This window comes from Sphingobacterium sp. GW821-FHT03E03 (assembly GCF_059420745.1).
Genome location: NZ_JBWKUH010000036.1, coordinates 31,281 through 46,421, shown reverse-complemented (window position 1 = coordinate 46,421; position 15,141 = coordinate 31,281). Strand labels below are relative to the sequence as shown.

The window sequence follows — 15,141 nt, the reverse complement described above, 5'->3', positions numbered from 1 at the left end:
CCAAAATATAAAATAGTCATTAAAATAACTGTCAAAAATCGTTAAAGAACAGCCACAACGAAAATCCACTTCAGCAAATATACTCTACTAGTCTCCTTTTATTAAGAGCTTTTTTGCCCTGTATCGTCGTTCTCTATAAACTTCTTTTTATATTTAGCCATTAATCTAATGGTATAATATGGATAAACGCATTTCAATAAAGGAGCTTGAGAGAAACGTAATCTTTTGGTATTATTATTTATGCTGGTTCCGTGGTTATGATACTGAAAACGAATTAAATATTGATGAAGCACTGGATGTTCTAAAAATTGATGCGGAGGATTTAGCCAATTGGGAACAACTTTTCTTCCCTCCTAATACAGATGATGAAGTACTTCGATATATCGCTGAAGACCTGACAGAGGAATTGTCCATTTATATCCAATTCCGTTCAAATGCAATCGTTTTCTTTCTCAATGATAACTATATCGGTAATCTAGGCGGCCATTTTGAAGCCTGGTTTCTGACCTTAGAAGAATTGAAATCTTTTGTGAAGTATCCGTTTGTATTTTTGTTACTTCTACCGATGCTCGGCATTCCGGCAGCACAGGCACAAGAAACCAGATCATTGATAGCAAAACACTTGAAAATTATTCCAATTCTTGCAGATCATGCTTCATATATCGCAAGCTGTATCACAAACGGGTTAGTTATGACAAACGGTTTTGTACAGCAAAATGCACTAGGCCTAACCAATGATCAAAATCACAGTGTCAGAAATATAAATCAATATCCGAGCGATAAAGATGACATCATCGAACTGAATAAAATATTGGAACAGTTTGTCCACAAAGACTAACCTCTACCAACTTTATTTGATAAGCATAATCACGATGATAACATTAAAGAGAGTCTACTACCTGGTTTTAATGTGCGCAACAATAGTCTTCGGATTATTATCGCGGAAAATTACAGGAATCCCTTTATCTGTGGGCGATGGTTTATATGCTGTGATGATCTACTGGTTATGTAGGTTTATTTTTTTTCAGCGATCCCTCAACTTTTGCTTTGTAAGTTCACTGGTATTTTGCTTTGCAATTGAGTTTTTACAGTTGGTACAACATCCACTATTAATCAGCCTCAGAAGCCATCCGCTATTACGACTGCTATTTGGCCAAGGCTTTCTCTGGTCTGACCTAATAGCCTACATCGCTGGATCTGCTATCGCTTTTCTCTTAGATCGATCTTTTCACCGATCCAAGACAAGATAGAAAAGATTCCAATCGCTTATTAGGGAGTATTTTTTACTTTGTCGTTTTCGCTCCCATACTTTTTCCAAGATTTTCATACACCACATCATTGGGTTGCCATAGTTCGATTTTATTCCCTTCAATATCCATGATATGAACGAATTTTCCATAATCAAATATTTCTATTTCATCCAGTACATTTACTCCTTCTTTTTTCAATTCAGCAACTAAATATTCGAGGTTTTCGACACGATAGTTGATCATGAAATCTTTTTCGGATGGTTGAAAATAGCTGGTTTTCTCGTTAAAAGGGCTCCATTGAGAAAAACCTTTCTTGGTACTGTCCTCTCCCTGGTACCATTCAAATACTGCACCATATTCATTTGTATTCAGCCCGAGATGAGTAGCATACCAAGCCCGCATTTTTTTAGGGTCTTTACACTTAAAAAAGATTCCACCAATCCCTGTCACCCTTTTCATTGGAGGTTCTATCGTATCATTCTTCACTGCGTTAAAAGCATAGCCCATGCAAAACGCCGATAATATACTGACAATAAAAAAGAATCTTTTCATATTTTGATCGTTTGTTGTCCTTAACGAATGTAGTGATTAAGCCTTATATAAGTAAGTTATCGGCGTTTTATTTTACAGGTATAATTTTCTCAAATCGTATTCAGATAATCATTTAATGACAGCTCCGTTTCGACCTGTAATTTTTTTCGTAATCTATAGCGGTGGATTTCAACTCCTCTGACTGTAATATTCTGTAATTGCGCAATTTGTTTGGATGTAAAATGAAGTTTCAAATAAGCACATACTTTAAGATCATTGCGGGATAATCCCGGATGTTTTTCCTTTAACTTATTCAAAAAACCATCGTTAAGCTCATCAAAATGGCTGGCAAATTGATTCCAGTTAGCGCTGTTTTTTTCAATATCTTTTAATAGGTTATTAATGCGCTTTAGATTGGAATCTTCATCGTCACCCGTATCCAGCTTAGCCAATTCATCCCTTACTTTGATCAATGCTCCCGAATTTTCCAGCAGCTGCATACTAGTACTCGCCAATTCTTTTGTTTTGGTGATGACCTCATCTGCCAACTTCTCATTGTTCAGCTTCACAATTTCTTTTTCATTTTTTTCAATTTCCAGCTGATGGATGTAACGCAATTGCTCCAATTGTTTTTCATGTTTTAGCTGCTGTTTGTGCTGTTCAATTTTTCGCAGACGAATCAGACCCAATACACCAAGTGTAGCGAGTAGAAAATAGCCAATTTTTGCCCATAAGGTTTTATACCAAGGTGGCAAAACGACAAAACTGTATTCCGCTACATTGGACTCTTGATTTAGGTTGTTCCGAACCTTAACTAAGAACGTATACTGGCCGTCCTGCAAGTTGGTATACGACTTTTCGGACTGCTGTGTCCAAGAAGACCAATTCTCATCATACCCCGACAATTTATAGCTAAACTCAAGATGTTGATGTATGCCATAACTTGGTGAAGAGAAGCTAAATCGGAAAGAATTGAAAACAGCCGGCAACTGCAAGATACTATCCTTTCCAGACGCTTCTTTTAGTTTTGACATATTTGAAAAAAAACCAGCAAAAATAAGACTATCACCCTTCCCTGTTGCGATGACTTGCGAGAGCATAGCGACCGGTTTAAAGCTTTGTTTCAGGTATTTGTCATAATTGATATGAAGCACTCCTTTTTCTGCGCCTACATAGATATTATTTTTATCGAAACTATAGATATGCTCAAAACCGGAGGTGCTCATCCCTTCTATTTCTGGAAAATTAACCAAATGATAGGTTCCCTTTTTGGCGTCAAACTGTCCAAGGCCAACTGTTTTCTTTGTACAAAACCAGATATTACCATCTTGGTCATCCTTTAGATAGCGGATGGTCAGATCCTTAAAAGCAGCAAACTGTTTGCTTGGCACAAATCGCTTGCTATTATAATCATAATTATAAAGCCCTTTTTCCGTTGCAAATACCACTTGATTTTTTATTCTAAACACATAATTTTGATAATCCGCGGGTAATCCATTCTTTTGTGTATACAGCTCAGCCTGATAAGACTTCTTATCTTTTGAAAGTATTATGCGGTATATTCCTCTGTAAGGATGTGAAGCCCATATTGTTCCATTTTCATCCTGTTCAAGAAAGCGAAAAGAATCAGATGGTCCATTGAGCAGGCCTTTGGATGAGAAAACACCGTTATGAAAATGCAATAGCTCCAAGCCCTGATAGGTACCAACTAAACTCTCTTCAATAGGATATACCATATTTAATGGAAGCAATTTCCATGTCCCTATACCCTGTGTTAGTGGTTTGATGGAATGATCCGTGATCTGAAACAAACCCTTATTGTGCCCCAGTAACACGTGGCCATTGAGTTGTTCTAAGCGCCAGGCTTCTCCAGCATCACTCCCCTGAAGCAGTGAAAACACGGCCGGCGAACGGCTTTGATCTATTAGATCACTTTTTATATTGGCATAATATACTCCATTGGATGAAGAAAGATAAAGTGTATTATCAAAGATAACAGAGGAATATCCGGTAACATCATTGTCCATATTTGGCCTCAGGTAGCGAATAGCGCTTCCATAGCTTATGACCGAAATTACATTATCAGTACCGATCCATATATTCTTTTGCTTATCAACGAAAACGGTGGTGACGTTCTTATTTTGCAAACCTTCCCTGACGCCGATCCGCTGTATTGTATTTCCGGCAATATCACGTATGTGACAACCTTCTTTTGCATTACCCACAACAAATGTTAACTCGTCGATCTGTGCCAAGGATGGGGTATAGCTACCATCGTTATCCTGCTTATTCAATCGCGTCATTTTTCTTCCTTGCAGGGCATAATTTTCATTATTTAAAGTGGATAATAATATACGATCCTTGCCAAAAGGCATTATAGTAGCAATCTTAACATCTTTAAAGGGTAAGTCTGTGATATAAGGAGTCCATTTATTATCGCGGAATTCTAATAAACCATTCTTCCGATCCTGTGCATATAATATTCCCCCCGATTGTCCCATAAAATACCATTCCACAGCAGCAGGGTGCACCTGGATCTTTTGCCCTTTTAACTCAAATATAACATCAGTTCCTCGAAAAAAAACTGATTGTCCTAACCCAACAGTATTCCAGATATCCGCAAAGTTTCGATATTTTGGAGGAATTAACTCTTTCAATGACCTGTAGGTCAATCCCGATTGTGAAGAGCGTTCAAAATAGCCAAAGTCCCCTTGACCACCCACATATATACGATCATTAGCATCAATCCATATGGAGCGGATATTGGTATGGTTGGGCAAGGAGAATGTTTTCCAATATCGTCCATCAAATGTCAATAACCCTTCACTATTGCCAAAATACATAATCCCATGGCTATCCTGTTTGATATCCCAAGTTCGGCTCCCACCCTGATATATCGATTTGCTATAATTATACACCAGTGGTAAGCCAAGCAAATCCTGTCCTATCAGCCGATTTGAAAAAACAGAAAGTAGCATAAAAAATAGGATGACAAAACACTTCATAATAATTCCCTTCAATTGGCTGACGTAAACTTGACGTAGCCCAAATATATTGAATTTTAGCCGAAAAACACAACATGACGTAGTGTTGTAGTATCTCTAAAATTCATCAATCCCATTTGTAAGACTAATTTTGATACTTGATAATTATAAACAATTCCTAAATTTTAATTCATTACACATGAGAAATAATATCAGTATTATTGCCAGTGTTGCACTGTTCTCTTGCTTGACAAATACAGTCATGGCACAGAACAAAACCATCAGTGGAAGGATCACCAACCAAGCGGGAAATCCTATTGTGGCGAGCGTCTTTTTGCAGGGCAATTCCAAGATCGGTACCAGCAGCAACGAGAACGGGGATTTTAGTCTTTCAATTCCGCAAAATTCGACCAATTTGGTGATCTCCTCTTTGGGGTATGAAACACAAACCGTTTCTATAAATGGGAATCTCTTAAATATTCAGCTCAAACCCAAAGGTGACTTCAATCTGGACGAAGTAGTTGTTGTCGGCTATGGTACACAACGAAAAGGAGACCTAACAGCTCCTATTGGAAAAGTAGATATGGGAGAAATGGTCAAACGGACTGTGGCCAACCCAATGGATGCCCTACAGGGTGCTGTCACCGGCGTGCAGGTCGTCAGTTCCGGCGCACCAGGATCAACGCCATCCGTCCGTGTCCGTGGTGTAGGCTCTTTTAATAATGAAAGTCCCCTATATGTTGTGGATGGGATGTTCATGGATAATATTGACTTCCTCAATCCAAATGATATAGCCGACATTTCCATTTTAAAGGATGCTTCTGGAGCAGCAATCTATGGGGTTCGTGCCGCAAATGGTGTCATTCTGGTGACTACAAAAAAAGGAAGCTTAAACATGAAATCAAAAATTACTTATAATGGTTTCGCAGGTTTCCAGACACCAACAAATGTATTAAAAATGGCTAATGCACAGCAATATGCCGCTTATGCAACTGCCATAGGTAACGATACCTTTGTAAAAAGCTCCGTGCAAAAGTTTGGTGGCACAGAGAGTAATCCAGCAATGAATACGGACTGGTTCAAAGAACTCCTACGCTCCAAAGCACTGATCACCAACCATAATTTGGACCTGATGGGTGGCAGTGAAAAAATCACCTATGCTATGGGACTTAATTACGTCAAACAGGATGGTATCATGGACGCCAGCAATATGAATCAAAAATACAATATTCGTATGCAGGCAGATGCCAAAGTAACAGATTGGTTGAAGGCTGGTTTTAGTGCACATTTTAATAATTTCAAAACCTACTCGCCCAATAATGCTGCTTTCAGACAAGCTTATTTCGCTTCCCCACTCTATCCGGTCTATGATCCGTCACTTGAACTCGCCAAACCTGAAAAATTTGGATCCAGTACCGCTATTGGCATGCAGTCTGGATTTTGGTATAATAATCCGATTGCAACTGCTTTCTATAATACAAATCAAACAAAAGGTTTTCAGATCCTGCCGACAATTTATTTAGAAGCAGCACTATGGAAAGACAAAATCACTTTTCGATCACAGCTTAGCCAGCGGTATCAATCTACCCACAACATAAACTATAATCCTGTTTATTATATTGATAATGACCAACGCAATGACCGCTCTTTTTTACGATCAGCGCAAGCACGTAACACCAATTATATCTTAGATAACCTCTTAACCTATAAAGATCAGGCCGACAAACATCACTGGTCTATTCTACTAGGCCAGTCTTCGCGCGAAGAACGCTGGCGTGAGACCTGGGTTCAAGCTAATGATGTACCTGCGTCCGAAGAATTTTGGTATGTAGGTGTAGATGCCCAAGGTACTGGTTCGGCTACTGGTTACGGTGAGAGAGGGTCAAGAAATGCAGGTATATCCTACTTCACGAGAGGCACCTATGACTATGACAACAAGTATCTATTGACCGCAACATTCCGTGCAGATGGAAGCTCAAAATATCAGACAAAATGGGGTTATTTCCCCTCGATAGGTTTGGGTTGGGTATTGACCCGTGAAAAGTTTATGGAAAACCAAAAACTCTTCAATCAATTGAAGCTCCGTGGAAGCTGGGGTAAATTGGGTAACGACGGTATTCAACCCAATGCTGGGTACGCGACAGTGTATTCGGGCAATAACTATTCGGGAATATTCGGCAGTGAAGGTGCAACAAATGGAACACGTGTGCCCGGATATCGTGTCGGTCGGTTTTTCACCCAGATCCGCTGGGAAGTTGTTGAAGAATGGGATGGTGGTCTAGATTTCGCTTTGTTGAACAATCGCTTAACAGGTACAGTAGACTACTATCACCGTGCAACAAACGATCTCGCTTTTAGCAGGCCTATCCCCTTTTCTTGGGATCGTGTCTACGGCAATTGGGGCAGCGTAACGAACAGTGGCTGGGAGATTGGATTGCAATGGAAAGACAAGGTTGGTGACTTCGGCTATGCGATCGGTGGGAACCTGACCACATTAAAAAACCGAGTAAAGAACCTCGGTGGACTGGAGAATATCATGAATGGTTATCCCGAATGGTCAGCAGAATTTCCAGCGAGGATTGAGCTCAATCAACCCATCAACTTCTATTACGGTTATGAAGTTGCAGGTGTCTACCAAAATCAAGCGCAGATTGATGCGGATCCCATTGCGAAAAGATATAACCAACAAAATCCAAATACACCGATTTTACCGGGGTATCTTCAATACAAAGATCAGAACAACAATGGTGAGCTTGATGAAAAAGACCGCGTCAACCTTGGAAACTATCTTCCAACTATCGCCTACGGATTTAACCTAGCATTTGATTATAAGAAATTCGATTTAAGCATCGCCTTTCAAGGTGTAGCGGGCAACAAAATCCATAATCTTAATCGTGCAATGCGTCGAAAATACAATCAGATGAATGCAGATGCCGCTTTCATCGAAAATCTCTGGACCGGAGAAGGTAGCAGCAACACCCACCCTTCTGCAAAAGGATCTGTAGCTCCATGGAATCTGCAAGCTAGCTCGTTTTTTGTCGAGAGTGGTGCCTACCTACGAATACAGAATATACAATTGGGCTATAATTTCGAGCTAAATAAAATACCTGTACGTGTTTTCGCGACAGCGGACCGCCCTTTTATATTCACTAAATACAATGGTTTTACGCCAGAAATAGCTGGGATGGGATTTGATGCCAACGTCTATCCAGTTGCTTCGTCTTATAGTCTAGGTGTCAAAGTATCGTTCTAACTGTTAACCTTTTAATTTAAACTGTATGAAAACTTTAAAATATATTCTGATTGCAAGCTGCTTAGGCCTCTCTTTTACCATAACCAGCTGTAGTAAGTTTTTGGACAAACCCTTAGAAAACCAGCAGCGCTCCGAAGAAATAGATTATAGCAATACAGCTTTGATGTATGGTCCGGTTTCTGGTGTATACCGTTCGGCTTCGGATGATAATCTGGTGCATTGGATTGACCTCTCCATTCGCTGTATGCGCGATGATGACTATCAGCAAGCTGCACCAAACCCAAATGATAATCCCGAGTTAATGGGTATCAAAAATTTTCAGAATGATGTTACAATTCAATCCTATTGGGGCCTAAATCAGTCTTGGATTAGCTATTACAGCCTTGTCATTGCAGCAAACAACGCACTGATCGAACTGGATAATTTTGCGGCTAAAATTCCAGCCTCCAATACAGCAGATTTAAAGCTGAATAAACAATACAAAGCGGAAGTTCGCTTTCTCAGAGCATATGCCCATCTCATGGCCTCACGATTGTTTGGCAATGTACCTATTCTAATTGACAGCGATAATATCGGCCGATTAGCTACTATAAATAAAAGCACAGCGGCGGAAGTCCGACAATTTATCATTGATGAAATGAATGCCTGCTCGGAGGATCTTGAAGATGCACGTCCAAATCAGTCTAAACACCTTGGTGCTGTGACAAAATACACCGCCCTCCTGTTAAAAGCAAAAGCAGCAGCAGATCTGGCAGGAAATGACAATGCAAGCACGCATTGGAATGAAGTGCTTGATGCCACCAACAAAATTATAGCCAGTGGTCGGTTTTCTTTATACCCTAACTATTACGAGCTTTTTAAAATTCCTGGCAAGCTAGCCAATGAGTCTATCTTTGAATTACAATATTCCGATTTTGGATTAGGCACGGGTGATATTGTTCGACCAGGTGTTGACTGGGGGACTTTCTTCAAATGGCAAGGTCCTTCAGGTGATCAGAAAGGGAGTCCTATTTCCGGTGCAGGCTGGGTTCCACCCTCACAGAATATCGTCGATTTCTTAACAAATAGAGGTGAAACTGAACGTTTAAAAACGACGATCCAATATTGTGGAATCAATGGCAATCCAGCTACAACCGCTACAACATCAAGTGGTGATGTGGTCTATGGCAATCCTTTTGGTGTTAAATACTTCAACGGTAAAGCCTATTTGCCGAAATCGCAGATGACGGCTGGTCGAATGGAATATGGTGCGAATAATAATGTTCGTATATTACGTTATGCAGATGTGCTTTTATTAAATGCGGAAGCAAAGGTCAGAAAGGGACAAAATGGGGACGAACCTTTTCGCCTGATTCGCGAACGCGCAAAACTAACACCAATTGCCAATGTCACCTTAAATCAGATCCTTGACGAACGTCGGGCTGAATTTGCCTGTGAATGGTGGGGCGAACGTTTCAATGACTTGGTTCGTACGGGGCATGCAAAAGATGTCTTTGGTTCAAAATTCATTCCCGGTGTAAGCGAGTTTCTCCCTATACCTCAGACCCAAATAGATGCAAATCCTAACTTTAGATAAATGAAGACAGCAGGAAGATTAATAACATTATTATTGCTAAACCTTCTCTTCGTTCCTATCGTATGGGGACAGAAAGGGAAAGTCATAAAAACAGCAGTCGCAAAAACCGGTAACGGCTTTACAATCATGCGTGATGGAAAACCCTACTTTATCAAGGGAGCGGGCGGAACAAGCAATATGGAACAATTAAAAGCGTATGGAGGCAACTCCATACGTACTTGGAGTCCACAAGGCGCAGATGAAATCCTAAATAAAGCACAGCAGTTGGAGCTTACGGTCACCTTAGGGCTGGATGTGAAAACAGAACGACATGGCTTCGATTATAACGATCAAACGGCAGTTGCCAAACAGAAAGAATACCTTCGCACAGTTATCCTGAAATACAAAGATCATCCAGCCTTATTGGCCTGGGGCATCGGTAATGAGCTCAACCTTCATTACAGCAATCCCAAAGTCTGGGATGCCGTCAATGATATTGCAAAAATGATCTATGAATTAGATCCCAATCACTTGGTAACAACCATGCTTGCGGGTATAAATCAAAAGGAGATTGATTATATCAAAGCAAAATGTCCAGCACTGGATCTGATTGCCATTCAGGTATATGGGGGTCTGGCAGCTGTCCCGCAAGAATTAAAAAAAGTAGGTTGGGATAAACCCTACATCGTAACAGAATGGGGCCCTACAGGGCACTGGGAAGGCCTACAAACACCTTGGGGCGCATCTATTGAAGAAACTAGCCACGAGAAAGCTACTGTTTACAAAAGCAGATACGAAGCATCCATCGGTCAGGACAAAAACTGTCTAGGTTCCTATGTCTTTCTATGGGGACAGAAGCAAGAACGTACCCCTACCTGGTATGGTTTGTTTACTGAATCCGGCGAAGAAAATGAAGTCGTTGATGTAATGCACTATCTGTGGTCGGGCAAATGGCCTAACAATCGGGCACCGCAGCTGGAATCCTTTTTGTTGGACAACAGGCAGGCAAAAGATTTTATCTATCTTGAATCAGGTAAGAAATATCCGATTGAAGTATTTGTTCGGGATCCCGATGGCGATCAATTGCAGACCCGCTGGGAGCTCCTGCACGAGAGTACAGACCTCAAAGAAGGTGGTGACCGTGAAGAAAGGCCTAAAGCCCTATCAGGTTATATTAAAAACAGTTCGGATAAAAAAGGATTTCTAACTGCCCCCGAACAGGAGGGCGCCTACCGTCTATTTGTCTACTCGGGTGATGGTAACAACAATGTAGCCACAGCAAATATCCCATTCTATGTGACAAAGAATACCCATAAATCCAATGCGGTCACTTATCAGTTTTCTTCAACACCAAACTGGTCAGATGAATTCAATTATACAGGGTTACCAGATAACAGCAAATGGTCCTATGATATTGGATCTTTGTATGATGGCTGGGGAAACAACGAACTGCAATACTATATGGACGCTTCATTAGCAAATTCCAGGGTGCAAGATGGCCTACTGAAGATTACGGCAAAGCGAGAAAGTAAAGACGGCAAATCCTATACCTCAGCTCGATTGGTCAGCAAAAACAAAGGGGATTTCACGTACGGCCGATTTGAGGCCCGAGCCAAACTACCTAAGGGTCGTGGCACCTGGCCTGCTATCTGGATGCTTCCGACCGATTGGAAATATGGAGGATGGCCCAACTCAGGTGAAATAGATATTCTCGAACATGTTGGCTACGATCAAGATGTCGTTCATATTTCGACGCATACCAAAGCTTACAATCATGGTATAAATATACAAAAAACAAGTAAAAGACAGGTTACAGGAGTTTCCGATGAGTTTCACAACTATCGGGTTGACTGGACCCCCTCCTACATCAAAGGTTTTGTGGATGACCATGAAATCTTTCATGTTGACAATGAGCACAAGAGTTTTAAAGAATGGCCCTTTGACCAAAACTTCCATTGGCTCATCAATTTGGCCGTGGGTGGCAACTGGGGTGGCAAGGAAGGCGTCGATGACAGCATATTCCCTGTTACTTTTGAAGTTGACTATGTACGTGTCTATGATTTACTAAATTAAAAGTTCATTCGATATTCCCATTTTAAAACAAAACCGCTTGTCATTATTGCTTGACAAGCGGTTTTTACTTTTTAGGATTGCTTCATTGCAGATTTAGCAAAAGACGAAGTAATCAATGATCCCGAACATGTTTTTTTGTTCAAAAGCAGGAAAAAGTAAGAACGTATTTATACTTTTGAAAATGCGAGCGGCAATTGAGTTTTCTCTGTTCATCGTTTTGGTATGAAAGATTGGAAAAACTGCAACAGCCATTGGTTAATTAGAAAGACACCCGAGCTAAAACACTTACTATGTACAACTTTAAAAACGACTATTCGGAAGGGGCCCACCCCCGTATTTTAGATAAACTTATTGAGACCAATCTTGTGCAGCAATCCGGATATGGAGAGGATGAATATGCACAACAGGCAAAAGCAATTTTAAAAGAAAAATTAAACAACCCAGATGCAGGTATCTATTTCGTATCTGGAGGAACGCAAACAAATTTATTGGCCATATCGTTCTTGTTGCGTGTCCATGAGGCTGTTATAAGTGCAAAAACGGGACATATTGCAGCAAATGAAACAGGTGCAATCGAAGCCACCGGGCACAAAGTTATCACAACCGAAACTGCAGATGGGAAATTAAGGCCTGAAGATATTGCCAACGTTCTGGAGGCCTATGCTTTGGCTCCCCATGTCGTAAAACCACGTATAGTCTATATCTCCAATTCAACAGAAATTGGCACAATTTACACGCGTGATGAACTCAAGGCACTCTTTCAATTCTGTCAATCCCATCATTTGCTACTGTATCTCGATGGTGCCAGGCTGGGACATGCACTTACCGCTGAAAATAGTGATTTGACACTCGCATATACCGATGTCTTTTATATCGTGGCACCAAAAATGGAGCGCTTTTGGGAGAAGCCATTATCTTTAATAAACCTGAATTGGCTATAGATTTTGACTATGCAATCAAACAAAAAGGTGCTATGTTGGCCAAAGGCCGTGTTCTTTCAATTCAGTTTCTAGAACTATTTAAAGATGATCTCTATTTCGATCTGGCTCGGCAGGCAAATGCTCTAGCCATGCGTATTGCGTCAGCAGTTCGTGAAAAGGGCTATACTTTTCTAACAGAATCCACCACAAATCAGTTATTCCCTATTCTTCCAAAGAAGGTCATTGAACGATTGAGCCAGCATTACCAATTCTATAACTGGAAAAATATCGATGCTGAGCATACCGCGATTCGACTCATCACCTCTTGGGCGACTGATGGGGAAAAAGTTGAAGCTTTTATTCGGGATTTGCAGGAAGCCTAAAGGAAAAGACGATTATTTGCTGAGCGATAACTACTCTATATAAGCAAAAAAAGCGCGCAAGGAAATAATGGAATCCTTGCGCGCTTCAGTTTTATAACAAAAAATTAATCTTTAGGTTCCAGTGCTCTCCATACACCAGCTGCGGCAGCTGCACCAACTAATGGCGCGACGATAAATAACCACAATTGCGATAATGCATTGCCTCCAGCAAGGATCGCAGGTCCGAATGAACGCGCAGGATTAACCGAAGTACCCGTCACTGGGATCGCCACCAAGTGGATCAAAAGCAATGTAAATCCGATTGCTAAGCCTGCCATAGTACCATTACCTACCTTTGAGGTTGCAGCCAATATGACGAAAAGAAAGAGAAAAGTTAAAACTGCTTCGATTAGGAAGGCTGAAGTTTGACCATATTCATTTTGATAACCTTTCCCCCATCCATTGGACCCGTAAGCCCACTCTCCTGCCGAAAAGCCGGCTAATTGTCCGCTCAAAATCTGTTGTAATACAAAGGCACCCAAAAGTGCACCGATAAACTGCGCAATGATATAGACAATCGCGTCCTTAGCGGACATTTTTCCGGCCAGTAGCACGCCTACTGTCACCGCTGGGTTAATATGACAGCCCGAAATCCCTCCAATGGCGTAGGCAAAAACCACTACCGAAAGACCAAACGCTACAGCAATACCCAAGAGGCCTAGCCCTGAAAGTCCCCCCATGGTATTGGCTCCAGCAATAGCGGCCGCACCACAACCAAACAGTACCAAACCAAATGTTCCAATTAGTTCGGCAACAAACTTTGAAGATGTTTTAATTTCCATATGAATCTGTTTATAACTTAGTTAACTCTAATTTAATCATTTTTTATATAAAACAAGAATAACGAATAAATTATTGTAGAACAATATCTACATCCTCCGTAAATCAAAGCAATCCTATATTTCTAGTTATATTCGATATTGCCTCGCTATTTCATTTCAACCTACCAGCGCTTCAACTTCCTGGATCAGCGCCTTGAGTATATCCCCCGTCGCATCATCCCGATAGAAATGAATAGATTGCCCTAGCCAAATACCAACAAAATCTATATTTTTATTGGCTTTAGCAGCCTGTCTCAACGTATTCGTCAATTTATTTTGATAGGGATAAGGTAAAATATAATCGCTCCCGTCCAAGGTCTCAATAAAAGTGTTCTTAATCGCCCGAGTAAATCGTCCCGAAAAACTCCTGGTCAATACAATATCTGATTCCTTCACCTTACTTAGACGCTGTTTTTCAAAACCCAACAGCGCACTTTCCCTGGATTTAAGCAATAAACTCCCGACCTGAAAGCCAGCAGCTCCCAGTTGTCTCGCCGCAAGTAAGGTATTGGCATTGTATATCCCGCCTGCATAGATCAAGGGTTTATTCACGTGATCATGTACTTGCGACAACAATGCCAGTCCGCCAATCTGTGGGATAGAGATATCATTGAAGCTTCCGCGATGGCCACCAGCCTCTAGCCCCTGTACACAAATAATATCAACACCTGACTTTTCCAATATCAGGGCCTCCTCAACGGATGTGCAGGTACCGATCAGGACAATCTTATTTCCCTTTAAAAGACCTATGCTCTCATCGTCTAGATTGCCAAAAATAAAACTGACGATTTTGCACTGGCTTGCTATAATGGCAGCTACTTGTTCTCGATAATCCGTCAAATGAATTTCCTCAAACTTTGGCAGCACAACCACTAGTCCATGCTGATGAGCTAATGCTGCTACAAAGGAACTCACCTCGTCATAGTGGGATCTCAGACTTTCTGAGACCTCAGGCATGCTATTGACAAAAATATTGACTGCAAAAGGCTGTGTAGTTAGTTTTTTCGTTGCAGCAATGGCATCCATGCATTTTTCGTAGGACAAATCTCCAAGGGCCAATGTACCTAAAGCGCCAATTCCCGAAGCTGCTGCGACCATTTCGGGGGTTGTAACACCAAACATAGGCGCCTGTACGATCGGATATTTTGTGCCTAATAGCTGTGTAATTTGAGTTGACCAGTTCATGATAAAGTGGTTTTTATCACCAAAAGTTAAATCGGGTAACTTGATTGTGATTTTAAACTAATTTACCGCTTTTATTGGGCATTTTGCAAGCATCCACCGCATTTATTCGACAAACTTTAAACGGGATAAAAAATTAATACTGTATAT

11 protein-coding genes are annotated in these 15,141 nt (G+C 40.9%); 7 read left to right on the top strand and 4 right to left on the bottom strand.

Translation table 11 applies throughout. From position 1 onward, the window contains the following. Positions 1-178 precede the first annotated feature (178 nt). Positions 179-838 carry an Imm19 family immunity protein gene (locus AC07UV_RS23960; protein WP_282254839.1) on the top strand — a complete coding sequence of 220 codons (660 nt, stop codon included), beginning with the start codon at positions 179-181 and terminating at the stop codon, positions 836-838. A 34-nt stretch (positions 839-872) separates the two neighbouring features. Beyond that, positions 873-1,250 carry a ribosomal maturation YjgA family protein gene (locus AC07UV_RS23955; protein ID WP_408022391.1) on the top strand — a complete coding sequence of 126 codons (378 nt, stop codon included), beginning with the start codon at positions 873-875 and terminating at the stop codon, positions 1,248-1,250. A gap of 33 nt (positions 1,251-1,283) precedes the next feature. Here AC07UV_RS23955 and AC07UV_RS23950 read toward each other — a convergent pair whose 3' ends face one another. Together AC07UV_RS23950 and AC07UV_RS23945 are read right to left on the bottom strand one after the other, a co-directional pair. Beyond that, positions 1,284-1,802: a VOC family protein gene (locus AC07UV_RS23950; protein WP_495185572.1), complete on the bottom strand. Its 519-nt coding sequence runs from the start codon at positions 1,800-1,802 to the stop codon at positions 1,284-1,286. Positions 1,803-1,891: 89 nt separating this feature from the next. Continuing rightward, positions 1,892-4,786, bottom strand: a complete 2,895-nt coding sequence (locus AC07UV_RS23945) for a triple tyrosine motif-containing protein (RefSeq protein ID WP_495185571.1) — start codon at positions 4,784-4,786, stop codon at positions 1,892-1,894. Positions 4,787-4,964: 178 nt separating this feature from the next. On the opposite strand from AC07UV_RS23945, the gene AC07UV_RS23940 reads away from it, so the two are divergent. From AC07UV_RS23940 to AC07UV_RS23920, 5 genes are all read left to right on the top strand, one after another. Beyond that, positions 4,965-8,018 carry a SusC/RagA family TonB-linked outer membrane protein gene (locus tag AC07UV_RS23940; protein WP_495185570.1) on the top strand — a complete coding sequence of 1,018 codons (3,054 nt, stop codon included), beginning with the start codon at positions 4,965-4,967 and terminating at the stop codon, positions 8,016-8,018. Between the two features lie 25 nt (positions 8,019-8,043). Next, positions 8,044-9,594, top strand: a complete 1,551-nt coding sequence (locus AC07UV_RS23935) for a RagB/SusD family nutrient uptake outer membrane protein (RefSeq protein WP_495185569.1) — start codon at positions 8,044-8,046, stop codon at positions 9,592-9,594. Continuing rightward, the gene (locus AC07UV_RS23930; RefSeq protein WP_495185568.1) at positions 9,595-11,646 is read left to right on the top strand and encodes a glycoside hydrolase family 16 protein; all 2,052 of its coding nucleotides are present in this window, start codon (positions 9,595-9,597) and stop codon (positions 11,644-11,646) included. It abuts the gene before it with no gap. 290 nt (positions 11,647-11,936) lie between these two features. Beyond that, on the top strand, positions 11,937-12,587 hold the full coding sequence (locus tag AC07UV_RS23925; RefSeq protein WP_495185567.1) for a threonine aldolase family protein: 651 nt from the start codon (positions 11,937-11,939) through the stop codon (positions 12,585-12,587). Further along, entirely contained in the window at positions 12,545-12,949 is a 405-nt protein-coding gene (locus AC07UV_RS23920) for a hypothetical protein (protein WP_495185566.1), read from the top strand. Before AC07UV_RS23925 ends, AC07UV_RS23920 begins: the two co-directional genes overlap by 43 nt. Before the next feature lie 104 nt (positions 12,950-13,053). Here AC07UV_RS23920 and AC07UV_RS23915 read toward each other — a convergent pair whose 3' ends face one another. Next, on the bottom strand, positions 13,054-13,770 hold the full coding sequence (locus tag AC07UV_RS23915) for an MIP family channel protein (RefSeq protein WP_495185565.1): 717 nt from the start codon (positions 13,768-13,770) through the stop codon (positions 13,054-13,056). A gap of 156 nt (positions 13,771-13,926) precedes the next feature. Further along, positions 13,927-14,994: an NAD(P)H-dependent flavin oxidoreductase gene (locus AC07UV_RS23910; protein WP_495185564.1), complete on the bottom strand. Its 1,068-nt coding sequence runs from the start codon at positions 14,992-14,994 to the stop codon at positions 13,927-13,929. Positions 14,995-15,141: the final 147 nt, after the last annotated feature.